19 protein-coding genes are annotated in these 25,482 nt (G+C 46.8%); 3 read left to right on the forward strand and 16 right to left on the reverse strand.

The window, feature by feature from the left end:
- Nucleotides 1-265: 265 nt before the first annotated feature.
- The 3 genes from A3Q3_RS0108095 to A3Q3_RS0108110 form a co-directional block, all read right to left on the reverse strand.
- The gene (locus tag A3Q3_RS0108095) at nucleotides 266-1,153 is read right to left on the reverse strand and encodes a hypothetical protein (RefSeq protein WP_020183085.1); all 888 of its coding nucleotides are present in this window, start codon (nucleotides 1,151-1,153) and stop codon (nucleotides 266-268) included.
- Between the two features lie 18 nt (nucleotides 1,154-1,171).
- Nucleotides 1,172-1,864 carry an NrdJb gene (locus tag A3Q3_RS0108100; RefSeq protein WP_020183086.1) on the reverse strand — a complete coding sequence of 231 codons (693 nt, stop codon included), beginning with the start codon at nucleotides 1,862-1,864 and terminating at the stop codon, nucleotides 1,172-1,174.
- Nucleotides 1,865-2,162: 298 nt separating this feature from the next.
- Nucleotides 2,163-4,334, reverse strand: a complete 2,172-nt coding sequence (locus A3Q3_RS0108110; protein ID WP_020183088.1) for an adenosylcobalamin-dependent ribonucleoside-diphosphate reductase — start codon at nucleotides 4,332-4,334, stop codon at nucleotides 2,163-2,165.
- A gap of 442 nt (nucleotides 4,335-4,776) precedes the next feature.
- Here A3Q3_RS0108110 and waaA point away from each other — a divergent pair, with 442 nt between their 5' ends.
- Entirely contained in the window at nucleotides 4,777-6,042 is a 1,266-nt protein-coding gene (gene waaA, locus A3Q3_RS0108120) for a lipid IV(A) 3-deoxy-D-manno-octulosonic acid transferase (RefSeq protein WP_020183090.1), read from the forward strand.
- 7 nt (nucleotides 6,043-6,049) lie between these two features.
- Here the strand turns inward: waaA and A3Q3_RS0108125 are convergent, their stop codons facing one another.
- The 12 genes from A3Q3_RS0108125 to A3Q3_RS0108180 form a co-directional block, all read right to left on the reverse strand.
- Complete coding sequence (locus A3Q3_RS0108125; protein WP_020183091.1) at nucleotides 6,050-8,083, reverse strand: EAL domain-containing protein; 2,034 nt, start codon at nucleotides 8,081-8,083, stop codon at nucleotides 6,050-6,052.
- Between the two features lies 1 nt (nucleotide 8,084).
- The gene (locus tag A3Q3_RS0108130) at nucleotides 8,085-8,558 is read right to left on the reverse strand and encodes a YfiR family protein (protein ID WP_157355081.1); all 474 of its coding nucleotides are present in this window, start codon (nucleotides 8,556-8,558) and stop codon (nucleotides 8,085-8,087) included.
- Nucleotides 8,559-8,593: 35 nt separating this feature from the next.
- On the reverse strand, nucleotides 8,594-10,516 hold the full coding sequence (locus A3Q3_RS0108135; RefSeq protein ID WP_232418391.1) for a TonB-dependent siderophore receptor: 1,923 nt from the start codon (nucleotides 10,514-10,516) through the stop codon (nucleotides 8,594-8,596).
- Between the two features lie 253 nt (nucleotides 10,517-10,769).
- On the reverse strand, nucleotides 10,770-11,357 hold the full coding sequence (locus A3Q3_RS0108140; RefSeq protein WP_020183094.1) for a hypothetical protein: 588 nt from the start codon (nucleotides 11,355-11,357) through the stop codon (nucleotides 10,770-10,772).
- Between the two features lie 3 nt (nucleotides 11,358-11,360).
- A complete protein-coding gene (locus A3Q3_RS0108145) occupies nucleotides 11,361-11,912 on the reverse strand; it encodes a hydrolase (protein ID WP_020183095.1) in 552 nt (183 codons plus the stop codon).
- Nucleotides 11,913-11,914: 2 nt separating this feature from the next.
- Nucleotides 11,915-13,282 (reverse strand): TolC family outer membrane protein, encoded by a 1,368-nt coding sequence (locus A3Q3_RS0108150; RefSeq protein ID WP_020183096.1) that lies wholly within the window; start codon nucleotides 13,280-13,282, stop codon nucleotides 11,915-11,917.
- Nucleotides 13,283-13,290: 8 nt separating this feature from the next.
- A complete protein-coding gene (locus A3Q3_RS0108155) occupies nucleotides 13,291-13,965 on the reverse strand; it encodes a protein-L-isoaspartate O-methyltransferase (RefSeq protein ID WP_020183097.1) in 675 nt (224 codons plus the stop codon).
- 80 nt (nucleotides 13,966-14,045) lie between these two features.
- The gene (locus A3Q3_RS0108160) at nucleotides 14,046-17,246 is read right to left on the reverse strand and encodes an efflux RND transporter permease subunit (protein ID WP_020183098.1); all 3,201 of its coding nucleotides are present in this window, start codon (nucleotides 17,244-17,246) and stop codon (nucleotides 14,046-14,048) included.
- The gene (locus A3Q3_RS0108165) at nucleotides 17,246-18,346 is read right to left on the reverse strand and encodes an efflux RND transporter periplasmic adaptor subunit (protein ID WP_020183099.1); all 1,101 of its coding nucleotides are present in this window, start codon (nucleotides 18,344-18,346) and stop codon (nucleotides 17,246-17,248) included. The genes A3Q3_RS0108160 and A3Q3_RS0108165 overlap by 1 nt, the downstream gene beginning before the upstream one ends.
- A complete protein-coding gene (locus A3Q3_RS0108170) occupies nucleotides 18,339-18,929 on the reverse strand; it encodes a TetR/AcrR family transcriptional regulator (protein WP_232418393.1) in 591 nt (196 codons plus the stop codon). Before A3Q3_RS0108170 ends, A3Q3_RS0108165 begins: the two co-directional genes overlap by 8 nt.
- A 172-nt stretch (nucleotides 18,930-19,101) precedes the next feature.
- A complete protein-coding gene (locus tag A3Q3_RS0108175) occupies nucleotides 19,102-20,487 on the reverse strand; it encodes a sigma-54 dependent transcriptional regulator (protein ID WP_020183101.1) in 1,386 nt (461 codons plus the stop codon).
- A gap of 70 nt (nucleotides 20,488-20,557) precedes the next feature.
- A complete protein-coding gene (locus A3Q3_RS0108180; protein ID WP_020183102.1) occupies nucleotides 20,558-22,240 on the reverse strand; it encodes a sensor histidine kinase in 1,683 nt (560 codons plus the stop codon).
- Nucleotides 22,241-22,321: 81 nt separating this feature from the next.
- On the opposite strand from A3Q3_RS0108180, the gene A3Q3_RS0108185 reads away from it, so the two are divergent.
- Both A3Q3_RS0108185 and A3Q3_RS0108190 read left to right on the forward strand, forming a co-directional pair.
- The gene (locus A3Q3_RS0108185; RefSeq protein WP_020183103.1) at nucleotides 22,322-23,314 is read left to right on the forward strand and encodes a hypothetical protein; all 993 of its coding nucleotides are present in this window, start codon (nucleotides 22,322-22,324) and stop codon (nucleotides 23,312-23,314) included.
- A complete protein-coding gene (locus A3Q3_RS0108190) occupies nucleotides 23,314-23,817 on the forward strand; it encodes a hypothetical protein (protein ID WP_020183104.1) in 504 nt (167 codons plus the stop codon). The genes A3Q3_RS0108185 and A3Q3_RS0108190 overlap by 1 nt, the downstream gene beginning before the upstream one ends.
- Before the next feature lie 20 nt (nucleotides 23,818-23,837).
- Here the strand turns inward: A3Q3_RS0108190 and A3Q3_RS0108195 are convergent, their stop codons facing one another.
- The gene (locus A3Q3_RS0108195; protein ID WP_020183105.1) at nucleotides 23,838-25,481 is read right to left on the reverse strand and encodes a phosphoethanolamine transferase; all 1,644 of its coding nucleotides are present in this window, start codon (nucleotides 25,479-25,481) and stop codon (nucleotides 23,838-23,840) included.
- Between the last annotated feature and the right edge of the window lies 1 nt (nucleotide 25,482).

Here is a 25,482-nt window from a genome sequence, read left to right on the forward strand (position 1 = left end):
TAATCCCCTCTGCCGCGCCTGAGGCTTGAGCGGCAGATGCTAGGTGACGAGGACTGTCTGAGGATTGAAAATCCGAGTTCCGCAGTCACCACGCAGATGCGGCGCTAAGACCGAAGGATGAAGCGGCAGTGGGGTGCTCTTTTATTTGGTTACTTTCTTTTGAGCAAGCAAAAGCAAAGTAACTCGCCTAGAGGCGAAAGGAAACTTTACATACGGCTCATAACTCGCATCTAATATGCCCAATTCTTGCCAACTCCAGTTATTTTTAGTCTTGTAGATTTGAGACGAATGTGTAGTGATAAATTGGAAGATTTGCTAACCTAGTTTCGTCTATATTTCCTTTTGCGATTTTACGAAATTTATCTACTGCTACCGAGTCTGTAACAGCTTCTATTTCTACAGAAATGAGGCGATTTCTCAATTTATCACCAAACTCGGTTAGATATATATCGTATACGTTGCCTCCTTTACCTCTTGGAGGCAATGAATTAACTACTAAGTTATTTTCTAACCTATCTATTGTGTTTGCTTGAATTTTTTGTGTAATTGAATCCAGAACTAGAAATTTTGTAGGTTTTACAGTTATTTTATTTATACCTTTATTTTCAAAAGAACAATTTAGTTTAACAAGGCGCTGTGTGAATTTGATAGTACTGCAACCAACTTCGATTGTTGGGATTAAGTCCACTTCTGCTCTTGATAATTCAGAAGCTAATCGTATCTCTTCATCTTTTCTACGTCTTTCATCGATTTCGGCCTTCTTAGATTCGTTTTGATTTGCTACTTGAGCTATTTGCCGCTGTAAACCTAGACGGGAATTATCTATTGTTACTGTTTGACGTTGTATATCTAATCGAGCGTTCTCAATTCCGGCGGCCTGCCTCTGTAACTCTAATCGTGTGGCCTCTATAGCAACTGCAGTTGCTGCTGTTTGTTGCTGAGCCTTTGCAATATCAACCTTGATTGCTTCTAATACTAGTAGTTTTTCACTTATTTGATTTTTAACACGTTCAACAAAGTAGTAAGTAAAAATCGTGGACGATAGGCTGGATAAAGCAGCTATTACTGCCACAGATATGGCAACTTTATTATTGCTTTTATTTAATGCACCCGGCCGAGATTCATGATTATATTTTTTTAAAAGCTTTCTCATAGACTGAGTTTTACCAAATTAACCACACTTACTCTCACCACAATTCAAGCAAGTCAAACATCCATCCATAATAATACTGGCTTTGGTATTACACTTTTTACACAGGCTTGCCCCTTTAGGAAAACCTTCATCATTCATTTCATCACCGCTTTTGGCGTGCTTTTCTAAGTACTCCGCTTTTTTCTCTTGTACCAATTTTTGTTGGTGTTCATCCAAACCCGGTTTTTTTAGCATGCCAATTTCTTGCAAGTGTTGTTCTACCACTTCGCCAATCTCGGCCACCAAGCTCGGTACAAATTTGCCACCTTTTTTAAAGTAGCCACCACTTGGTTCAAACACGCTTTTAAGTTCTTCTACCAAGAACGTGACATCGCCACCTTTACGGAACACAGCCGACATGACACGCGTGAGTGCGACGATCCACTGAAAGTGATCCATGTTTTTGGAGTTGATAAAAATCTCGAACGGTCGGCGGTGCTCTTGCGGTGTGCCCTCGTTCATCACCACATCGTTAATGGTGATGTAGAGCGCGTGCTCGGTGACTGGTGTTTTTACTTTGTAGGTTGAACCCGTGATTTTTTCTGGGCGGTCTAGCGGCTCACCCAGTTGCACCACTTTGGCATTGGCTTCTTTCAGCTCTGCTGCTTGGGCTTTGTCTTCATCGCTCACCAGTTTGTAAGCGGTGATCTTTTTTTCTATTTTAACTGCCATAATATTTCTCCTAAATACTTGAGCTCTTGCAGCGGCGACCACTCAGCCTTAGTGTTTGCAAGCCATGTTTTAATTGTTTGAACGTGTGTTTGTAGTGCATGTGCCATGACAACCCCTCCCACTTTGATTCAATTATTTTTTTACTATCTTTTAACCTTTTTAATTTTAATCAGCTAAAACGTAGCGAGCGATGTGAGTGCTAGGCGAAAATCAGTGTTGAACCGGAATGTACAAATAGTACATGAGGATTTAATACTGGTTTTTAACAACGCAATCACAAGCGCAGCCGTTTTAATGATTAAAACTTACCGTAGTAGCCTTCTTTTAGGGCATCGTATAAGTTCGCCGCGCTGTGAATCTCACCATCGTACTCAATCTCTTCGTTGCCCTTCACTTCAATCTCGGTGCCATCTTCTAGCGTAAATTTATAGGTGGTGTTTTCCAAATCTTTCTCGGTCACCAATACGCCTTGGAATGCTTCAGGATTAAAGCGGAATGTCGTACAACCTTTCAAGCCTTTGTCGTAGGCGTACAGATAGATGTTTTTGAAATCTTCAAAATCATAATCGGTCGGTACGTTAATGGTTTTAGAGATAGAACTATCAATCCATTTTTGTGAGGCGGCTTGAATATCCACGTGCGCTTTGGCCATGATGGTGGATGAATCCAAGAAGTAGTCAGGCAATTTCTCATCTTCTTTATCGCTAAACGGCATGGCTTTTGGGTTAATCAACTCACGGTACGCCAACAGCTCAAATGAGAATACATCGACTTTCTCTTTGGATTTTTTGCCTTCACGAATCACGTTACGTGCATAGTGGTGGGCAAAGCTAGGCTCAATACCGTTGCTGGCGTTGTTAGCCAAGCTCAATGAAATGGTACCGGTTGGTGCGATAGAGCTGTGGTGCGTAAAGCGCACGCCCTTGGTGGCGATTTGGTTGCGCAAGCCTTCTGGGAACTGTTGCATATAACGGCTGTATTTACCTAACAATACTTTGCCAGCGATTTTCTGACCGACTTTAATACCATCGGCGGCCATTTCCGGGCGTTTGGCTAACATGTCAGCCGTCACTTCAAACTTCTCTTCCATGATCGGTGCGGCGCCTTTTTCATCGGCCAATTGCACACCAATTTCCCAGCCTACTTCGGCCATCACACGGGTCACTTCTTCGGTAAATTTAATGGAGTCTTCTTCACCGTATTTCATTTTCAGCATAGTAAGGCTGGAACCTAAGCCTAAGTAGCCCATGCCATGACGGCGTTTACGTGCGATTTCGTCACGTTGTTGTTGCAATGGCAAGCCGTTGATTTCTACCACGTTATCTAACATACGGGTAAAGATAGCGACTACGTTGCGGTACTCATCCCAGTCAAAATAGGCGTCATCGGTAAACGGTTTGCGCACAAATTTAGTGAGATTGACTGAGCCTAACAAGCAAGCGCCATAAGGTGGTAATGGTTGCTCACCACATGGGTTGGTGGCGCGGATGTTCTCGCAGAACCAGTTGTTATTCATCTCATTCACGCGGTCAATCAAGATAAAGCCTGGTTCAGCAAAATCGTAAGTGGAGGACATAATCACATCCCACAGGCGGCGTGCTTTAATGGTTTTGTACACGCGGCAGGCTACTTTACCAGCATCTTTGCCCTCAGTTTTGGCCAAATACTTGCCTTTCACTGGCCACTCGCGCCATACCACATGCGCTTCATCGTTCACATTCAAGCCATCAATAATGGCTTCTTTTTCAGTCACAGGGAAAGCCAATTTCCACTCTGCATCGGCTTTCACTGCTTCCATAAATTCTTTGGTAATCAGGCAGCTTAAATTGAATTGGCGTAAACGACCGTTCTCACGTTTGGCTTTAATAAAGTCCGTCACATCTGGATGACTAATATCAAACGTAGCCATTTGCGCACCACGACGACCACCCGCGCTAGATACGGTGAAACACATTTTGTCGTAGATATCCATAAAGCTTAGTGGGCCGCTAGTGTAAGCACCAGCGCCAGCGACAAACGCGCCTTTTGGACGTAGTGTAGAGAACTCGTAACCAATACCGCAACCGGCTTTTAGTGTTAAACCCGCCTCGTGCACTTTACCCAAAATATTGTCCATGCTGTCTTCCACCACACCAGACACGGTGCAATTAATGGTAGAAGTAGCAGGTTTGTGCTCTAACGCGCCTGCGTTAGAGGTGATGCGGCCAGCCGGAATCGCACCGCGGCGCAATGCCCATAAAAATCGCTCATGCCATTCTGCTTTTTTCTCTTCGGTTGTTTCTACATCGGCCAATGCACGCGCCACGCGGCTGTAAGAATCATCTATGTCTTTGTCTACATGGTCACCGTTTTTGGCTTTGAGGCGATATTTTTTATCCCAAATATCTAAGGAGACAGATTGAATTGGAATTTGCGCAGATTCATCTGCTGCTTGATCGGCTTTTTTGGTGGATTCGACTGCTTTTAGCATCACTTGCTCCCGTTACGCTTCATTTTTATTGTTACGTTATTTTTAGTACATGCATGGCCTAAAATGTATATTTAAACCATGCAAACTGATTGAATTTTTCTAACTTACTGATTATTAATACTTCGGTAGTTTTTTAGTGTAAAAACTTACCATAAACACAACATATTGTGCACTTGGTGCAAATTTATGCCTTTATTTAGTGTTCGTCAACAACAATTTTCAGGTTTTTTTGCACCAAATTTGCGCATTTTTTAGTTGCATTTTTCAAGCTGCGATGCCTGCTTGGATTGAGGCGAGGTGAGCGGTTACTTACCCCCAATAAATTCGCAAAAAATATTTTGGTGGAAAATAGTTGACTATTCACAGCACTCAATACGCCTTCGCACCCGCAAATCAACATAAAGCGTACTCAACCCGCTGCTGTTTGTGAGAAAATAACGCCATGCCGCACGCCCTGTATACTTTATTGCTGTATTTAGCCCTGCCGTTCGTCCCACTCAAGTTATTATGGCGCGGCATCAAGCAGCCTGAATATCTGCAACATTGGGCAGAACGCTTTGGTTTTTATAGTACGCAATCGCGCAAACCGATTATTTGGATACATTGTGTCTCCGTGGGCGAGACCCGTGCAGCAGCACCGCTGGTCAACATTCTGCTGACACAATATCCGCAGTACCAACTTTTACTCACACACACCACCCCCACAGGCAGAGCCACCAGCGAGCAGTTGTTTGGTGACCATATATTGCGCGTGTATTTGCCCTACGATGTGCCGTTTGCAGTGAACCGCTTTGTGAAGCACTTTAAGCCCAAGCTAGGCTTAATTATGGAAACAGAGCTTTGGTTTAATTTGATTGATGCGTGTGACCGCCACCAAGTACCCCAGCTATTACTCAATGCGCGTTTGTCAGAAAAATCGGCCAAAGGCTATGTGCAACTAGGCCGATTGGTGCAAAATGGGTTAAGCAAGTTTGCACTGATCGCAGCACAATCAAACGAAGATGAAGCACGCTTTAAACTGCTAGGTGCACCACACACCATGGTAGCGGGCAATTTAAAATTTGATGTGACTGCACCAGCAGAAAGCGAAGTGCTCGGCCAGCAACTACGTGCCTTATTTGGCAACACACGTACCGTATTTGTGGCGGCCAGTACGCGCGAGGGTGAAGAGCCTTTGATTTTAGATGCCATTGCAAACTTACCGTTGCTGACCGTGATTGTGCCGCGCCACCCGCAACGGTTTGATGAAGTTGAACAGCTACTAAAAAGCCGTCACATTCCTTACATCCGCCGCAGCCAACTCACAACCACGCTCACAGAAGACATTCAAGTGGTATTGGGCGACAGCATGGGCGAGCTCTACACGTATTATGCCGCGAGTGATTTTGCCTTTATTGGTGGCAGCCTGCTCAAATACGGTGGGCAAAATTTGATTGAAGCAGCCAGCATGGGCAAACCGATTTTGATTGGCAAATACACTTACAACTTTGCAGAGGCCACCAAAGGCGCTGTGCAATCTGGTGCGGCAACGCAAGTGCGCGATGTGGACAATCTGCGGGCCAAAATTCAGTATTTGATAGACAACCCGAGTAAGCGCGAAAAAATGGGGCTTGCGGCATTAGACTTTAGCAAAGCATCTACCGGCACCACGGTGCGGATGATGCACCTGATTGGGCAATATCTGCAATCAACCGATACGACAACTTAGCAGTGGTTTAGTGGTGGGCTAACTTGCTGGATTTTGCTAGATAGCTTTCGATCTTTTCTGCAGAAACTGGCTCACTGAATAAATAGCCCTGCACTTTTGAGCAATGCTTATGTTTTAAGCAGTCCAATTGCTGTACTGTTTCTACCCCTTCTGCCACCACATCCAGCTTCAGGCTTTTTGCCAACGCAAAAATCGCTTCCACAATTGCAGTGTCCACACTATCCACAGGCAAGCCACGTACAAAGCTCTTATCAATTTTGATGGTATCTACCGGAAATTGCTTCAAATAGCTCATGGAGGAATGACCTGTACCAAAATCGTCAATGGCAATGGCGGTGCCCAACTCTCTTAATTGCGTGAGCATATCTACGGCTTTTTCCACGTCTTCCATCAACATGGATTCTGTCACCTCAAAATGTACAGTGGCAGGTGCTACTTGTGTCTCTTGTAGTGCTTCTCGCACAATATCAATCACGCGCTTATCAAAAAATTGGCGTGCCGAGATATTCACATTCATAAACAAGCTAGGGTGATACGTTGCCTGCCAGCGACTTAACTGTGCAAGTGCCTGTTTGATCACCCAACTACCAATGGTCGTAATCGCGCCAGTATTTTCGGCAATGGGAATAAACACATTGGGGCTAATCATGCCTTCTACCGGGTGGTGCCAACGTAACAATGCCTCAAAGCCTATAATTTTAGAGGTTTGCACATGAATAATCGGCTGGTAGTACAGCTCAAACTGCTCGTTTTTAAGCGCAGTTTGTAAATCGGTAGTGAGCTTTTGATGATGAAAGTTGGCCTTCTCAATCTCTTCTGAATAGAACTTATAGGTATTTTTGCCGGCCGATTTAGCCCAATACATCGCCACATCTGCATTTTTAATCAGATTAGATTCTGAACCGCCATTTGAGGACTGGGCAATGCCAATGCTGGTGCCAATGGCAATTTCTTGCCCATTGATAAGAAATTTTTGCGAGATCGCATGGATAATACGTTGACAGATTTTTTCCACATCGCGAATCGTGGTCACGGCATTGAGTACGATCGCAAACTCATCGCCACCGATTCTGAATACCGTATCGTCCTCATCCAAAATCCTGCGCAAACGCTGACCGCACTGCGCAAGTAGTTGGTCACCTGCCTCATGTCCGTGCGTATCATTGACGACTTTAAAAAAGTCCAAATCCAGCATTAGCAAATAAAAGTGCGCGCGGTTTTTACCCGTGGCCTGATTAATGTGCTCGGTGAACGCATGACGATTAGGCAATTTAGTCTGGCTATCGTAATACGCCAGTTGATCTAATTTCCGCTCGACCACGATGCGATGTTTAAGCTCTTCCACCAGCTTATCGTCGCGCATCTTGATGTTGTCCAGCATGCTGTTGATACCGATCGACAAGGCGCCAATTTCATCTTCTGATTGAATCGTGGAACGTTGGCTGTAATTATTGAACTTGGTAACATTGGTGACCAACGATTCAAGATAAGTAATCGGCTCGGTCAGAATCTGGTTGATGCGTTTAGACACCACCCTTGCCAATAGCATGGCAAACATCACCGCAAAAAACAGCGCCAAGGCAAACACTTGGATACGCGCATTGACACGATCTACGTTGGCATTCAGATACAACACGCCGACTTGTTGATTATTCACAGTGATGGTTTGTTGCAGATGGATATCGCTATTGCTGGCACTGCTGGTTTGATTACCCACGTTAAGTTTGTCGGCATCATAGCCTGCAAACCTAGTGTGATTGTTGAGCACAATATAGGCTTGATCTACACTGGGGTTGGTACTGAGCGACTGCAGTATCTCACCTGCTGCCAGACTATCATCAAACGCAATCGCAGACCCCACATTGTTTTCAATCAGCGCCATTTGCGCATGTAAATCTTGCATCAATTCACGCTGATAGCTGATGTATTGATAAGTGACTGTGGCGACAAACACAATCAGCATGCCAATCGCTAGCACCGACAATTGCATGAACAGCAATTTTTCTCGTATCACCAGCTGATTAAAATAGGGTTTAAACATATCAGTACACCCTGGCTGCTAAGCGCAATAATTTAGAACTTAGCATTAAATTCGCTTCTTTCACTGCCTGATGATGAATCACAAAATGGTAGCGTTTATCTACCAGCTCAATCTGTATCATACCCGTCTGCGTGGGATTTTGTGCGGTATCCACCAAAAGTACGGAATATTTTTTCACCAAGTCAAATAGTCGTCTATCGTGGGCTTTGGTCGTATCTTCTACAAATAACACTTGGCAATTTTTCAACTCATCCAGCTGGCGAATATGCGTGACATGCACCGGTTTGCCATTGATGGTTTTACGCTCTAACAATTGCTCGTTCAGATTATCTTGATCGTCCTCAAACGTGCACACATGAAACGTTTTGGCGGTGTCTTCCGGCCAAGTGGTATACACAGAAAAATTATAGATCAGCGCTGCTTTCATGTCGCGCTCATCCACAGAGCCAGCAGCACCCGGCTGGGTTACTCCCATCAATAGTCCAGCAAAAATGAAATGAGCGCGGCGCATTATTTAAAATCGTAGGTAATCTGTACCCAGATATCGCGTTGATCTTGTTCAAAACTATCCGGGCGATAGAAAGTAGGGGTTGGCACAGCATAATCCCGGTTAAACAAGTTTTTGATGCTGGCTGACACCGTCGTATTTTTAAATAGTGCACTGGTGTGCAGGGTGAAGTTGACAACCGTATATCCACCCAATCGATCTGACAACTCCGTTAAGCGGCTGCCCACATATTGCAATTCCAGCCCAAGATGTAGCTGATCTTGCAGCACACTGTGTGCAACATTCACGTTAGCTAAGTGTTTAGGGGAATTCACTACCCAGCGCCCTTGACCATCCGTGGCATATTGCCATGCATAATTGGCTCTTAAACGCGTGCTGGGAGACCATTTCTTTTCATACTCAATATCCAAACCTTTGGTCTGACTGCGCGGCCAATTCATTGCCTGAAGAATGCCAGGCATCGTTGCTAAGTCATCCATCGCGATTAAGTCTTTGGTTCTGTAGTAATACATAGAGCCCAGCCATTTACTGGTGGCATCAGGCCGATGTTCTAGCACTAACTCCGTGGCGGCAATACGCTCTTTCTTCACTTCCGGATTGGCGATTTGCGTTGTGCCATCTTCATAGTATTTCTCAAACGCATTGGGGCGTCTAAACGCAGTGGCGTATGACGCTTTGACATCGGTGTGTTCGCTTGGGGAGTAAATAACCGCGACTCTAGGGCTCAGATTTCTAGCTTGATGGCCGCCATCATCTAAACGTGCGCCTGCGTTCACCGCCCAAGTAGGGCTCCAACGAAATTCATCTTGCACATAAGCACTGGCCATATAAATGCTATGTTCTAGGTGCGCATTGGGAAGGTAAAAGTCCTGCTGGTAATCGTTACGGTACTCTGCACCATACACAATTTGGTGCTGATCAAAGCCGGTATAGACAAATTTAGACTCCGTACCCCACCAGCGGCCTAAGTTGTTTTCTTTATACAACGCGCCGTTGTATAGGTTTCTTGCAGCGTAACCATAGTGTCCGTAATACACCTTAGTGATATTGGTTAGCTGTGAACTCAACGCATCTTCATAACTCAAATTAATGTAAGCATTGGTATCGCGCAGGACATTTGGTTTGGCATTAAACTCAGTGTCATAAGCAGCAGCTGGGTCTTCTTTTTTGCGATCCACATACGCTGTTTCGAGTGACCACTGCTGGTAATTGGCTTTGAGAAACAAGCGCTGATTGCGCTCTTGATCCAGATTGTTAGCAATGCCGTTGTTAGTTGCCGGCGAGTCAAACGCACTAAAATAATAATCCTCACCCTGCCTTTTAAAACCAGAGGCCGAAAGCAATATATCCGCGCCATTATCCAACTGGTCGCCGTAGGTCAATCGCCCTTTAAAACCACCCTGGCTGTAGCCATCCACAGCCATTTGCGCACCATCAAATTGCGTGCCTTTTTTAGTGATGACATTGATGATGCCGTAAAACGCGCCATTGCCATATATGACAGAACCCGGTCCGGATACGTACTCCACGCGATCTATCAACTCGGTATCTAACAGGCCATCTTGTCCTAAGTAAGAGGCATTGTATAAATTATCATTGGCTTGGTGACCGTCTATCAGTAGCATGATGCGGCCAGGATAATCGCCGGGACGACCAAAACCACGACCACTCATATAAGTGTAAACATGGTCGCTTGTGGTGTTAAGCCCGCGCATACTGCTGATAATTTCGGCTAAGGTACGATAGCCATACGATTGAATATCTTTAGCGGTGACGATACTGACGGCGGAAGGTGAATTACTGACTTGTTTGGCTAATTTGGAAGCGGTTCTGACTTCTTTTGTCAGCAAATCTTCCAAATCCATGTCTGTCAGATTCTCATTGTTATCGGCAAATGCGCTGCCTGCACCCAACAACCATAACAAGAAAGTAAAGCTTACACTTAACTTTCTTTTTAAATCAATTAGATAAGCAGATTTTAACTGCTGACATCTAAGACAAATTGGCAACCATTGCTTCATATACAACCAAACACTTTTACTCAATTACTACTCGATAATATGAGTTTAGCAACTAATATGCCAAACCTATTGCAGCATGCTGCCGATGCTTGAGTGTAACGGGAAATAGTTGGGATGCCCACAAAAATGCTTTGCAAGCAAGTAAATCAGGCGTGAATTATTCGACTATCAACATTTTTACAAAAACCAGCTCACATGCGCCGGCACCGGTATCATCCCGTGTCAGTGAACTCTTCCAATAAAAACCATCTGGTGCGTTGGCTTGTACCAAATAGCCTTGTAATTTGATTTTCTGACCAGCCCGTAACGCCTTTAATTGTGCCTCGATGGAGGGGTTGGCAGGAATCATATGCATATTGGCACTGTGCGTTTCAATGGCCTGACGCGGGATGGGAAAAGCATCCACATGCCAAAAATAGAAGCGGTTACTTTGTGATATCTGTATCTGGCTCAACACCTGACTATCTGACATCGGCCCCCAACCTAGCGCCAAATCCACCGGTGCCAGATCGGCTCCGCGGTCAAACGTATAGGTCTCTTGTGATAGCACGCGGGCTTCTAGCTCAAAATTTGCTAGGGGCGTCAGCGTATAGGTTTTAAAAGTAAATGGCGTGGTATCGGCAGATGCTTGCTCTGGCAGTGTTTTAACGAGCGCCCCAGCAGGTATTTCAATGGCGCGCTGCGAAAAGTGGTGATATGCGCCATAGGCGATAAGTACAATAAAAACAAACTGCTTCCAGTTCACACACTACCTGACTAGTTTAGCGATATCTTTGAATGCTTCATGCTGCGCGTTGCCTATCCACTCAAACAGCACAGACTCTGTATTGGTGATGATGCAACCAGCTTCGCGCATTCTGGCAATTGCATTGGCATGATTTGTCGGGGCACGTGAAATAATCGCATCCTCCACCACAAACACTTGCTTATGCTGCGCCAGCAAATCGAAAGCTGTTTGCAGTACACAGATATGCGCCTCCATGCCTACCAAAATCACTTGGGATTTGTCACGACTAAGTTTTGCATTAAATTTAGGCGCTGCACAGGCAGAAAACGCGGTTTTCTCAATTACCGGTGCTTGCGGGGCATGCTGTAAGATTTCTGGCAGGGTATGGCCTAAGCCTTGCGGATATTGCTCGGTCAGCAATAGCGGCACGGACAAACGTTGTGCCGTTTGTGCCAAGGCTTGCACTTGCTTGCTCACAGCCTGCATCGCTTCTGTCTGCATCGCCAAGCTTAGCTTGGATTGCATATCGACAATCAGCAGCTGGCTCGCGTCTATGCTGACAATACTCGCCATGGCTAAGGATTTACCGCAACCAACTGTTGATTAATATCGACCAAATCACCCTCACTAATCACACCGGATGCAGATTTCAAGCGAATGATATTCACCAAATAATTGTAGCGCGCCTGCAATAAATCACGCTTTGCGCTATAGAGCTGTTGTTGTGCGTTCAGCACATCTACACTGGTGCGCACACCCACTTCATATCCCAACTTAGTGGAGTCCAACTGGCTTTGACTACTCACCAACGCCTGCTCCAACGCTTTGACCTGCGCAATACTGCTACTCAAATTAAGGTAAGCGCGCTGTGTTTCCAGATCGGTTTGCCGTCTGGCAAGCTCAATATCATCTTGCGCTTTTTGCTTATTGTACGCTGCTTGACGGACGCGAGAGCTCACCGCACCACCTTGATACAACGGAATTTGCAACTCAAACCCTACCGTGGCATTGTCCAAGTCACTCCCAAAGCCATTGGCACTGCCATTGCTATAGGTATTGGTAAAGCTGGCCACAGCATCCAAGGTTGGCATGTGGCCGGCATTGGCACGCTCAATGTCTTGCTCGGCCAGCTTAATGGCATCTTGCTGAATTTGAATATTCAAATTACTTTGCAAGGCTACATCTTGCCAATCTTTCATGCCTTGGCTCAGCTGTACTACTTGAATATCCGATCTCACCGTTGCCAATTTGTCCGGTATTCTCCCGGTAATTGCTTGCAACGCACGCTTAGCGATTTCAAACTCATTCTCTGCGGCGATTTCTTGCGACAAAATTAAATCGTAACGCGCTTGCGCTTCATTCACATCGGTAATGGTGGCAGTGCCAACTTCAAAAGTGGCTTTGGCTTGGTCCAACTGGCTCAAAATAGCGGCTTTTTGTGCCTGAATCAGCGCAATACGGTCCTGCGCAATCAGTTCATCAAAATACGCTTGGGTGGTACGTAGCATGAGATTTTGCTGCGTTAAATGTAGTTGCTTGTCGGCTTGGCTCACCTGCACTTCGCTTTGGTCGATTTGCACCAAGCTATCTTTACGGTAAATAGGCTGGCGCGCCTCAAACTGATAGTTATAACCTTGGAAATTAGAACGTCCAGCGGAACGGAACACACTCGCACCGATAAACTTAATATCGGTGCGCGAGCTAGTCGCGCCAGCACTGAAATTCACATTGGGGCGATAACTCGCTTTCGCCTGCTCTATGACTTCTTGTGCCGCACGGTTTGCACTGGTGGCAGAAGCCAAGGTTGGGTCATTGGCCATGGCCTGATGATAGATATCTAACAAATTATTTGCTGGCAAATTGGCAGAGAACTCAGCAGCCGATGCCGCAGTACCAAATAGCAGGCCTTGCAACAATAGCGCCAAGAGGGTTGGTTTAATCATAGGCATTCTTAAAATTGAAAAGGTTGTGCCTGCGAGGCATTGGTGAGCGGCGCAATGCAGGTTTCAAATAGGACATCTTCTCTAAATGCATGTTCAGAAATTCTTTGAATCAGTGTGGCTCGCATGACTGGTGCACTACCCAATATGATCAACATACGTCCGCCAATAGTGAGTTGCTGACGCACTTGCGCCGGCTCGACCGGAGAAGAAGCGCCAAACACAATCACATCGTACGGCGCTTGCTTGCTCCAACCTTGGGCAGCATCACCAACTTCCAATATCACGTTTTGAATATGCTGTGCTTTTAAATGCTGCGCGGCGACTGCACTCAATGCAGGTTCGATTTCAACAGAAACCACATCTTTCGCTAGCTTAGCGAGTAAGGCTGCAAAGTAGCCGATGCCTGTGCCAATGTGCAATACATGGTCAGTCGCTTTAAGGCTTAACGCCTGGAGCATACGTCCTTCCAGTTTTGGGCTCAGCATCCACTGGCCATACCCAATCGGAATGTCTAAATCGGCAAACGCCAGCCCTTGATACGCCGCCGGTACAAATTGCTCGCGCGGAATATCGTTGAGCAATTGCAACACGGTAGGGTCTAACACCTCCCATGTGCGGATTTGTTGCTCAATCATATTAAAGCGTGCGGTTTCTTTTTTTGTACTTTCTGTGACAGCGTTCATGCTTAACCTCATTATTTCATACACTTAAAATTATAACTGAATTGCTTTGCCTGACGCATTTGCGTTTCGCTAAGTCAGCCCTATCTTTCACTCTGGTCTTTTACCTGTACACCATACCAAAATGCGTAGAGCGCTGGTAGAAATAAAACGGTCAGGATAGTTGCAGCCGTTAACCCGCCCATAATCGCCACCGCCATCGGCCCAAAGAACACGCTACGGGTAAGCGGAATCATCGCCAAAATAGCGGCGGCGGCAGTGAGCACAATCGGTCGGAAACGACGGATGGTCGATTCTACAATCGCTTCCCAATCTGCCAATCCGGCAGATTTGTCCTGATCAATCTGATCCACCAGAATCACTGAGTTACGCATGATCATGCCTGATAACGCAATGGTGCCTAACATAGCCACAAACCCAAACGGCATATTAAAGATAAGTAGTGCCGCGGTCACGCCAATCAAGCCCAATGGCGCGGTGAGCATCACCAGCAACACGCGAGAAAAACTTCTTAATTGAATCACCAATAAGGTCATCACCACCGCGATAAACAACGGCACCCCTTTGGCTACCGAGGCGCCACCTTTTGCAGACTCTTCTACCGCACCACCGGTTTCGACTGTAATACCCATGGGCAAGTTTGCACGTATCGATTGGATTTTCTCCTCAATTTGCCCGGAAACGACAGGCGCCTGCACATTGCCTTTGAGATGTGCACGTACTGTTAGCGAGGGCACGCGATTGCGGCGCCAAATCACGCCTTCTTCAAACGAGGAAGTGATGGTGGCGATTTGAGAAAGCGGTACGCTCTTGCCTGTGTTGGTGTAGACCATTAAATCCGGCAAACGCGATAAATGCGCACGCTCTGCAACCGGACCACGCGCCACGACATCAATGCGCTCGTTACCCTCTCTAAACTCAGTCACATATAACTCGCTCATGGCACCATTGAGCATATTGGCAATATCCACGGAGCTCACACCGAGTAATCTGGCTTTGGATTGATCGATATTCACATGCATGACTTTACTAGGCTCTTCCCACCCCAGTTGCACGTTGGTGAGGTTAGGGTGCGCACGCATCACTTCTGCAATTTGATGCGCTATCGCCCTAACTTGCGGAATATCCGCACCATCCACCCTAAACTGCACCGGGAAACCAACCGGCGGACCGTTTTCCAAACGCAATACCGATGCGCGCAAATTAGGAAAGTCTCGCTCAAACAAGTGGAGCATGTCACTGCGCAAACGCTCACGCATGTCTAAATCTTTGGTCAGGATGACAAACTGTGCAAACCCACGATGCGGCAGCTGCACATCTAACGGCAAGTAGTAACGCGGTGCGCCGGTACCAATGTAGGCCACAAAATTATCAATGGCATGATGTTGCTGATTCCATGTCTGCAGCCAATGCTCCAACCGCTTCACTTCTGCATTGGTAGCGTGGTAAGACGACCCTTCTGCCAAGCGCAAGTCCACCACCAATTCCAGACGTGTAGAATCTGGGAAAAATTGCTGCTGCACTTTGCTAAAACCAAGCAGAGATAACACAAACAACGCCACAGTAATCAGAATCACCGTTTTTTTGTAACGGACACAGGCCGTTACCAAACGCCTAAACGCCTGATAAAAAGCAGTATTGTAAATATCATGATGGTGAACGTCCGAGACGGCTTCACGTAGATTCAACCGCTGTCTTATCCAAACAATCCAAGCGGGTGTCGTCGATTTTTTGCTGTAATCCGGCAATAAGTGATACCCAAGGTAGGGCACAAAAATCACTGCGGCAACCCATGAGATAGTCAGCGCTATGGCCGACACCTGAAAAATAGAACGCGTATATTCACCGGTAGAAGAAACGGCAGTGGCAATAGGCAAAAAGCCAGCGACGGTCACTAAGGTGCCGGTCAACATTGGCATGGCGGTGGAAGTATAGGCAAAAGAGGCGGCTTTGACGCGATCCCACCCTTGTTCCATTTTAGAGGACATCATTTCTACGGCAATAATGGCATCATCCACCAGCAGCCCCAACGCTAATATCAATGCCCCTAGTGAGATCTTATGTAAGCCGATATTAAAGTTATGCATCACTAGAAACGTGGCGGCCATAACAATTGGAATAGCAATCGCCACCACAATGCCAGTCCTCAAGCCTAATGACAGCAGACTCACGCCAAGCACAATCACCAAGGCTTCGAGTAAAGATCTGACAAAATCCTGTACGGAATTTGCCACAATCTTGGGTTGGGAGGTGACCGTACTCAATGTCAATCCGACTGGGAGCCTTGCTTGAATATCGCCAATATGCTGATCTAGATGCTTGCCCAACGCAATCACATCGCCACCATCACGCATGCTGACACCTAGCAATAAGGTATCGGTGCCGTTGTAGCGCACGGTGTCTTGTGGCGGGTCTTCAAAACCACGATACACACGCGCAACATCACCCAATTTATACTCTTGTTTTTGCGCGCGTATACGCAAGTTGCGCAAATCCTCTAACGTCAGCAAGCGGCCGGATACATCAATACGGATACGCTCATTCGGCGATTCAAACGTGCCGCCGCGCACCACTGCATTTTGCGTTTGTAGCATTTGCAGTAACTCTGTAGCACTAATGCCTAATGTGGTCAGCTTGGCATTTGAGATTTCTACAAAAATACGCTGCTCTTGCTCGCCAAAAAAATCTACTTTGGCAACATCTTTAATGCGTAGTAGCTCCGCACGGATACGCTCAGCTTGCTGCTTGAGGGCAAAGTTATCAAAGCCGTCGCCGGTCAGCGCGTACATACTGCCGTAAACATCACTGAACTCATCGTTAAAGGTCAAGCTTTCCACATTTTGTGGAAGCGTATGGCGAATATCGCCCACTTTTTTGCGGACTTGATACCAAATATCGGGGATTTCTTTAGAGAAAGTGTCGTCTTTGATGACAACAAAGATAAGCGAAAGACCTGGGCGGGAATAACTGCTTGAGTAACCTAAATGCGGTACTTCCTGAACCTTCTTTTCAATTTTATCGGTAACCTGTTGCTCAACTTCTAGCGCACTGGCACCTGGCCACGTCGTTCGGATCAGCATCACTTTAAATGTAAATGGTGGGTCTTCCGATTGCCCCAGCTGGGTATAGGAAAATATTCCGGCGACCGTCAGCATCAACATTAAATACAGGACGATGACCTGATTGTTAAGTGCCCAAGTCGATAGATTAAATCCGCCGCTAGAAGGCTGACTGGCAGCGTCTTGCACGTTACCCGTGTCTTGCGAGCTATCCGTCGGCTTCATTAATGCACACCCTCTACCGTTGCCTGCGCCATATTGGGTGAAGTCAATTGTGGTATCACTTTTTGTCCTTTGACCAAGGTGTGCACCCCAGCAACTGCAATCATCTCACCGGCCTGTAGGCCTTGCGTAATCTCTACACCGTGCTCGGTAAACATGCCTGACGTCACTGTCCGGGGTGATGCAACGCCTTGTGTATCAATCACCCACACTTGATGTTGACCATGGTCTTGCGTCAGTGCCGTACTGGGCACAACGATGGCTTGTGTCTCACTACCGCCTAAAGCCACACCTGCGGTCATGCCAATTTTTAATTGTTGATCGGCATCCAGCACTGCAATCCGCACATCAAATGCGCGTGTCGCGGCATTGGCAGCAGGCGCAATCTCACGCACCTTGCCTTGATAGGTTTTTTCAATATTTGCCCAAAGCTTTACCTGCGCAACTTGGCCAACTTGCAACGCTGCCATGCGCGATTCCGGCACAGCGATCAGCACTTCGATATGCTGGTAATCAACAATCTGTGCCACCGTTTGGCCAGCGGCGACCACTTGACCTGGTTCAGCTGTAATTTGCGCAATGATGCCATCGCGGTCGGCGACTAATTTGGTGTAATTGGATTGATTGCCTGTGACTGCAGATTGCGATTTCACTTGTTTCAGACGCGCGACAGACGTTTTGAATTCGGCCTCACGTAAATCTAACGCAGATTTGGAAATGAATTGTTTATCAAACAATAGACGCTGACGATCAAGCTCTGCTTTAGCCAAGGCATAATTGGCCTCTGCTGCTTGCACATCTGCGTTGGCAGCTTGCATGCTCAAATTGGCATCATTAGCATCGATGGTGGCCAGCACTTGGCCTTTTTTGACTTGCGCCCCCACATCTACCAATCGTGCCGTAATTTTTCCGGCAATTCTAAACCCCACATTGGATTCGTAGCGTGATTTCACCTCGCCCACCAACACTAGATCGCTCTCGGATTGTGTGTGTGCACCCACTTTCATCACCAGCGCAGGACGGGGCGGGCTAATAGGCTCTTTGGGCTGTTCACAAGCACTCAACAGTAGCGGCAACAGCAATAAAAGGTATTGTTTATTCATATTTTTCTTTCAGTAAACCCGATAGCATGAGTTGTTGCATCACGTTCAGTCTGTCTTCAATAGGTCGCCATTGAATCCAGTCATCCTCCGCCATGATGATTTGTAGCGCACACACTCCGTGCATACCCGCCCATACGGTTTGTGCGATCAACTCAGCATCTTGCAACGCATCTTTAAAGCCACCAGCCAAATATACATCGTTAATCACCATTTTTAGCTGAAAATAGGCATCTTGTTCTGCATTATTTTGTTGGAGTGCGGTTTGCGATGGCGTATAGGGCAAATGCGGTGTCATAAACATCAGCCGATAGTGATTTGGGTAGGTCAATGCAAACCTTGCATAACCTTGACCAAACGCAATCATGCGTTCAATTGGGTCTGCTATGGCCAAGATTTCTTTAAGGGTTGTGGCGAGCCTGAGAAAATCCGTATCGCAGATGGCTCTAAGCAAAGCTTCTTTATCGGCAAAGTGCAAGTAAATGCTGGTAGCAGAATAGCCAATGCGTTTGGCAATCTCGCGCATGGTCACAGCCTCTATGCCTTTACTCACAAATAAATCACGGGCGTGATCAATAATCAGCATTCTAAGCTGTTCGCGCGCTTGTTCTGTTTTAGGCTTGGGGGGCATAATAAATGACGATAGTACCTACTTACTGACCAATCTCTTTTCACATCTATTGCTTAGGTCAGAATACGTTATTAACAGCGTTAAGTTAACACCGTTAATTATTTGTGTCAACGCCATGCATATATGATTACTTTAGCTGATATTGTTCTAACTTATACCAGAGTGAGCGCTCGCTGATTTCCAGCAATTTAGCTGCTTTGGCCTTGTTGCCTTTACATGCCTGCAACGCTTCTTCAATGAGATGCCGTTCCAGTTGCCCTGTCGCATGCGGGATTGAATAAGTATGCGCTAAAGACCCCTCACCTTGTGGTGTAACCCCGCCCAACAAGCCTGCATTTAGCACAGCCATGGCGCCGCCACTTTGGCCCACAATATCCGCAGGCAAATGGGCCGGCGTAATAGGGTTACCGCCCGATAGAATGGCAGCACGCTCAAGTACATTTTCCAACTCACGTACATTGCCAGGCCAGCGATACGCTTGCAAACACGCGAGCGCAGCATGGCTCAAGGTTGCGCCGCGCTTGGCTAAAAAATGGGGTGCAAGCAAGGCAATATCCTCTTCACGATCCCGCAAGGCGGGCGAAATCAACTGAAACACATTCAGTCGATAATACAAATCTTCGCGCAGCTTGCCCTCTTTCACTGCTTGCAATGGATCGCGATTGGTGGCTGCCACCACACGAATATCCAAGCTCAGTTGACGATTTCCGCCCAGTTTTTCGACCACGCCTTCTTGTAGCACACGCAACAATTTTGCTTGTAAATGAATCGGCATTTCGGTGATTTCATCTAAAAACAGTGTACCGCCATCCGCCAATTCAAACTTACCTATCCGTTCTTTAACGGCGCCGGTGAATGCGCCTTTTTCGTGACCAAATAGCTCTGATTCCAAAATATCGGCTGGAATGGCGGCGCAGTTCACAGCCACAAATAACGCGTCTTTTCTGGGGGAGACTGCATGCAAGGCTTTGGCAATCAATTCCTTGCCGGTGCCTGTTTCACCGGTAATCAATACCGTGGCTTTTTCTGGCGCTACTTGCTGGATGTATTGCTTCAGGGCAAGCATCGGTTTGCTTTGCCCAATCAATCCACTTTCTGTAGGCTGCTGATCTGCCTTCAAATAGCGGTTTTCTAATGCAATACGGTTATTCGATAGCGCTTTTGCAATCGCGATTTCCAAAGTTTCCAGCTCAAACGGACGCAAAATATAATCGGATGCGCCCAGCTTCATGGCCTCTACCGCTGTTTTAATTTCGCCTTGCGCAGTCACCATAATGACTGGCAACTGTTCAAACTGCTGACGAATCTGCGCAAGCAACTCCAGTCCGTTCATGCCCGGCATATGCAAATCACTGACCACACAATCTACGCTGTGCTCCGCTAGCGTGCTGAGCGCTTGTTTGCCATCAGCAGCTACCAAGGCTTTATAGCCAGCTTGGCGCAGACTAATTTCTAGCAATCTGCGCATATGCGGCTCATCATCTACCGCTAAAATTGTTTTTAATGTTTCCATGTATTTACTTTAACTTGGCTTCACTTTAACTTAGCTTCACTTTAACTAAGGCTTCACTTTGAATAGCGCTTCACTTTACTTCAGATTCATTTGATGAAGCTGGCTGCACTGTCGGCAATACAATAGTAAATTCCGCACCACCCATTTCACTGTTGCGATAACTGATCTCGCCGCGGTGCGACTGTACAATTTGTCTGACCACGGCCAAACCCAGCCCTACACCACCCGCACGCTGCGTAAAAAATGGCTCAAACACTTGCGCCTGATCTCCCACCTGAATGCCCGGCCCATTATCCGATACCGTCAACACCATATTGGCATTGAGCCTTTCTAAACGCAACGCAATTTGGCCTTGTGCCGGTAAAATCTGAATCGCATTCATCAATAGATTCATTAACACTTGCGTCATTTGGTCTTGGTCTGCCCACACCTGCATCACTTCGGTTTGTGCAAAACGCATGGTGATTTTTTTTGCAAGCGCCTGACTTTGCAGCAACGCCATTACGCGGTAAATCAATTGCGTTAAATCCAATGGATTAAAGTGTGGGGTGCGTGGCCTAGCAGCGTCAATGAGCGTAGAAACCAACTTATTCAAACGCTCGGTTTCAGAAATAATAAACCCCAGTACCTCATGCCCATCTGCGGACAACTTAGGTTCGCGCAACAACACATCGGCCGATGAACGTAAAATGCCCAATGGTGTACGCACTTCATGGCTCATGGCCGCCGCCATCTCACCTACCACAGCCAGCTTGGCAGCACGTGTGAGGTTGTCTTGTGATGTTTCCAAATCTTGAATCAGCTTTTCAAATGCCTGTGCCAGTTCTTGTAATTCTGGCGGCCCGGCTTTGGGCGGCAGCGCTTGTGCATGCTGGTGAAAACCACGCACAAATCGTGTCAGGTTTTCTAATGGCTGAATAATGGCGCGACCAATTGGCCTGACCAACAGCAAAGAAAATAGCAATGTTGCCGCCAGCAGTGCCAAAAAGACATAAGCTAGCCGATGCACAGGTGCCACCGCGACTGAGCGCGCACGTTCAATATGCACATGCCAGCCTGGCAAGCCCACCTTGCCTTGCACTGCGTTGCTCACATGTAAAGAATGTCTTTTCTCACTCCAATGCACGGAAGCCGCCAACACTTGGTTTTGATCATCTAATAATGCAGCAGCCGCTTGCTGATTCACGGCATCATTTAACAGTTTTGTCACGATGCTCCAATTAAACTCTGCCACTAAATAGCCGATGGGTTGCTGCGTGCTGCTGTCTTGAATGGTCTGCGTCATCATCAATATATTTTGCGTAATTTTGGATAATTGCAGCTGGCGACCCCCTACACTGACCGAAAACCAAAACGGCGGGCGTGATAAGGTACGGCCAATTTGCGCGGCGCGGCTGGATGCGATCGTATGGTACTGTAAGTCCAACACGTGCAAGGCACGGTATTCTTGATGGTAACTTTTTTGAGATTCGCTTAAAAAAACAGATAGCCGCTTGTCCACGTCCCCAATCAGCACCTCTTGCATCAGCGCCAACTGACTCCAAGAATGCACGTTTTGCAAGCGTTCAAACATCACGCGATCCACATCCGTGGCCACCGTGGCGCCCGAGGTTTGCAAGTCGCGCAATATCTCTTTTCTCAGCGCGTTACTGGCTTGGCTAAAACTTAAAAAACTGACCAGCATGGCCGGCAATAATCCAGCCAGCAGAAAGGCCAGCAACAGCAATTGTTTAATGGAAAGTGCTTTTGACATTAGGGCTTAAATGAGACAATCTGCCATCGCCATCTGCGCACAATCGCTGTACTGAGTAGATGCCAAATGCTGAGGTTTTTTATGTTTAAACGATTCATATGTGTGATTGCCAGTGTAACTAGCCTGTTCGGCCTGTGCAAGCCAACATGGGCGGAAGACGATAGCAACTTTACCGATAATTTCCATTTAGGCGGCTACTCCAGTGCAGGCATTGAGATCCCACGTGATAGCAAAGCGCGTGCATTTGTAAATGAACTGAGCTTAATCCTGACTTGGGAAAATGAAGGCCGCCTAAAATTCTTTGGTGAGTTTGAGTTAGAAGAACCACTATCATGGAATCATACCCAAGGCTTCACTACACGCGATGCCTACCTCGATTTAGAACGCTTTTATTTTGATTACAACCTCTCAGAAAAACTCAATTTACGCGCTGGCCGTTTTTTAACACCCGCAGGCCGCTGGAACCTCATTCACGCCGCCCCTTTAGTTTGGACATCTACACGCCCGGTGGTCACAGAGCTGCTTTTCCCCAGCTCCATCAACGGCCTAATGCTTTATGGCAGTGTGCCCTACCAAGATTATGCGTTTGAATATTCCGTATTCCTAGAAGCCTTAAAAGATCAGGTAAAAGAAGATGACGAAACTATTTACAAGCATGTCAACGGTGCTCGCTTTACGCTGAACGCGCCCATCAGCCTTGGCCTGACGATTGCGAGTTTCAAAGAGGATACTGCACTCTCACCACACTACCGTATGGTGGGCCTAGACTTTGTTACCCATTTAGGCGATTGGGAGTTGAGCGGCGAAGGCTTTTACCGCGAAACCAATAAAGGCAAGCAGGCTGGCAGTGGTGCTTATCTACAAAGTGCGTATCACCTAGGCAACGAATGGTATTGGCTGACACGACTGGAAACCTTTGAACACCCCGCTTATGGCAGTGCAGAACGCTGGGTATTGGGCGCAACCAAACGACTCAAACCCAACCAATTACTCAAATTTGAATTTGTAGGGGGCAGCGGCGATATACCAGAAGCACCGCGCGGGTTCATTGGTACATTTGCGGTGCTATTCTAATGCGTCACTTGTCTGCGCCTTTTTCAACCGTATGCGTGCTGCTGGCACTGTTTAGCCTGCCGATTCCGCATGCTTATGCGGAAGACAATACGGTGATTGCCGTGATTGTCTCTAGCAACGCCGAAATAGCGCCTGTTTCCAGTATCGCTATCAGCGAGCTACGCCTGATCTATTGGCGCAAAAAACAATACTGGCAAGGCGGGCTTCCCATGCAACCGGTCAACTTGCATGCAGAGCATCCGCTGCGGCTACTATTTTCTAAAGCTGTACTCAATAACCTGCCTAGAGAGCAATCCGACTACTGGAATGAACAATACTTCCACGGCATCAGACCCCCGCGCAGCGTGCAATCGGAGGAGGCCATGCTGCGTTACGTGACTGACACCAAGGGCAGTATCGGCTATGTGGATGCCTGCCATGCCGACCACCGTGTACGCCCAATATTGTGGATAGCCAAAGATCAAATTTCAACAGATGCACCTGAGCGGCTTAACTGCAAATAAGTAAGTACGGTTACTTAAGGTTACTTTAAATGTTTGTTAGCAAACAGCACCTGTTTCTTAGCGTTGCATGTTTCCGAATCCAATTCATACGCAATCAACAAACTGCAAAATACATCATCATGGCTAAACGGGTAATCCTGATAAGGCCTGAGTTGGTCTAAGCTGTAATCAAACCCTTTGCCCATCCACATAATCGCCGGTACATGCGTTTGCTCTTTAGGTGCAATCATATACGGTGCCGCATGCAGGTAAATACCATGCTCCCCTAATGATTCGCCATGATCGGCCACATACAACATAGCGGTTTCGTAACGGTCATCATATTTTTTCAAAAACTGAATCACTTCAGACAAAAAGTAATCCGTGTACAAAATCGCATTGTCGTAGGCATTGTCAATTTCCTGCTGCGTACAAGTGCTCAGCTCACCACTCTGGCAAGCGGGTTTAAAGCGCTCAAAGGCTTTGGGATAGCGGCGGTAATATTCCGGGCCGTGATTGCCCATTTGGTGCAGCACGATCAAAATGTCTTTGTCTTTTTTAGATTGGATATACGCATCTAACCCTTTTAGCATACCCACATCTCGGCATTCAGAATCACACACGGTATTAAATGTAGGCGTCTTAAAATCCTCGTAGCGTATGCGCGTGGCCACGTCTTTAGAGTCAGAATTATTATCTCGCCACAACACCTCTATGCCATTGTCCGCCAACACATCCAGTGCATTTTCCATGTGTTTGGCTTTTTCTTTATCAAATTGCTTACGCGTGAGCACCGAGAACATGCAAGGCACGGATATACCAGTGGAGGTGCCGCAGGAAGTCACATTACGCAAACTCACCACATCCTCTTGCTGCAATTTGGGGTTGGTCAGCCGATGATAGCCATTCAGCGAAAAGCGATCTGCACGTGCGGTTTCCCCCACTACCATAATCATGAGCTCATGCTCACGTTTTACATCCATTTCCACAGCATCTTTCGCCACTTCTGTCAGTGTTTTCACTTCAGAAGACTGAAACGCCAACACGACATATTTAATGGCCGAATACGCAAAAAATGTGGGGTTTGCATACATACGCGTGACCTTATGCTCCCGAATAAACGAAGCGTAGTGCGCCGTGAGTGGTGCCACAACCACCACCAACAATAGCAGCAACATGCCCGATATTTTCAATTTAGCCATGCATTCTTGACGCAAAGACTGCGGACTAGGCATGGCTTTTAATACAAACCAAGCGGGGATTAGCCCCATCACCACTGTGTACATCAACAACTTGGCACTCAATAGCCCAGAAGCCTCCTGAGCGCTGGTTTGCAGAATATTGTCGATCATGACGGTGTCCACAATCACACCAAACTGATCCATGTAATAGGCCGCTTGCGATGCCAATAGCAATAGCAATGCAAGCACCCAGCGAGCAGCACGACCAAACGTGATCCACAACAAAAACAAGGCGGTGAGTACAGTAAAGAAAATCGCAACAGAAACCAAAAATGGCATATTCGCCGCTGTCAGCGGATAAATCTCTAACACATGGCTAAACAAGGCATGGTTGGCAAACAGCATTAAAAATATGGCCACACATAATGTGATGACTTGTGTAGATTGCAAGCGCCAAGTAATTGGCCAAAAGTGCGATGTGGTCCGTTGTATCAATTGCAGCATA

The sequence above is a fragment of the Methylotenera sp. 1P/1 genome, assembly GCF_000384355.1.
In the GTDB taxonomy this organism is placed as follows: domain Bacteria; phylum Pseudomonadota; class Gammaproteobacteria; order Burkholderiales; family Methylophilaceae; genus Methylophilus.

Coding starts and splice junctions, on each gene's coding strand:
- A3Q3_RS0108095 (WP_020183085.1), bottom strand. CDS start 1,153: ATGAGAAAGCTTTTAAAAAAATATAATCATGAATCTCGGCCGGGTGCA.
- A3Q3_RS0108100 (WP_020183086.1), bottom strand. CDS start 1,864: ATGGCAGTTAAAATAGAAAAAAAGATCACCGCTTACAAACTGGTGAGC.
- A3Q3_RS0108110 (WP_020183088.1), bottom strand. CDS start 4,334: ATGCTAAAAGCAGTCGAATCCACCAAAAAAGCCGATCAAGCAGCAGAT.
- waaA (WP_020183090.1), top strand. CDS start 4,777: ATGCCGCACGCCCTGTATACTTTATTGCTGTATTTAGCCCTGCCGTTC.
- A3Q3_RS0108125 (WP_020183091.1), bottom strand. CDS start 8,083: ATGTTTAAACCCTATTTTAATCAGCTGGTGATACGAGAAAAATTGCTG.
- A3Q3_RS0108130 (WP_157355081.1), bottom strand. CDS start 8,558: ATGGGAGTAACCCAGCCGGGTGCTGCTGGCTCTGTGGATGAGCGCGAC.
- A3Q3_RS0108145 (WP_020183095.1), bottom strand. CDS start 11,912: ATGGCGAGTATTGTCAGCATAGACGCGAGCCAGCTGCTGATTGTCGAT.
- A3Q3_RS0108150 (WP_020183096.1), bottom strand. CDS start 13,282: ATGATTAAACCAACCCTCTTGGCGCTATTGTTGCAAGGCCTGCTATTT.
- A3Q3_RS0108155 (WP_020183097.1), bottom strand. CDS start 13,965: ATGAACGCTGTCACAGAAAGTACAAAAAAAGAAACCGCACGCTTTAAT.
- A3Q3_RS0108160 (WP_020183098.1), bottom strand. CDS start 17,246: ATGAAGCCGACGGATAGCTCGCAAGACACGGGTAACGTGCAAGACGCT.
- A3Q3_RS0108165 (WP_020183099.1), bottom strand. CDS start 18,346: ATGAATAAACAATACCTTTTATTGCTGTTGCCGCTACTGTTGAGTGCT.
- A3Q3_RS0108170 (WP_232418393.1), bottom strand. CDS start 18,929: ATGCTGATTATTGATCACGCCCGTGATTTATTTGTGAGTAAAGGCATA.
- A3Q3_RS0108175 (WP_020183101.1), bottom strand. CDS start 20,487: ATGGAAACATTAAAAACAATTTTAGCGGTAGATGATGAGCCGCATATG.
- A3Q3_RS0108180 (WP_020183102.1), bottom strand. CDS start 22,240: ATGTCAAAAGCACTTTCCATTAAACAATTGCTGTTGCTGGCCTTTCTG.
- A3Q3_RS0108185 (WP_020183103.1), top strand. CDS start 22,322: ATGTTTAAACGATTCATATGTGTGATTGCCAGTGTAACTAGCCTGTTC.
- A3Q3_RS0108190 (WP_020183104.1), top strand. CDS start 23,314: ATGCGTCACTTGTCTGCGCCTTTTTCAACCGTATGCGTGCTGCTGGCA.
- A3Q3_RS0108195 (WP_020183105.1), bottom strand. CDS start 25,481: ATGCTGCAATTGATACAACGGACCACATCGCACTTTTGGCCAATTACT.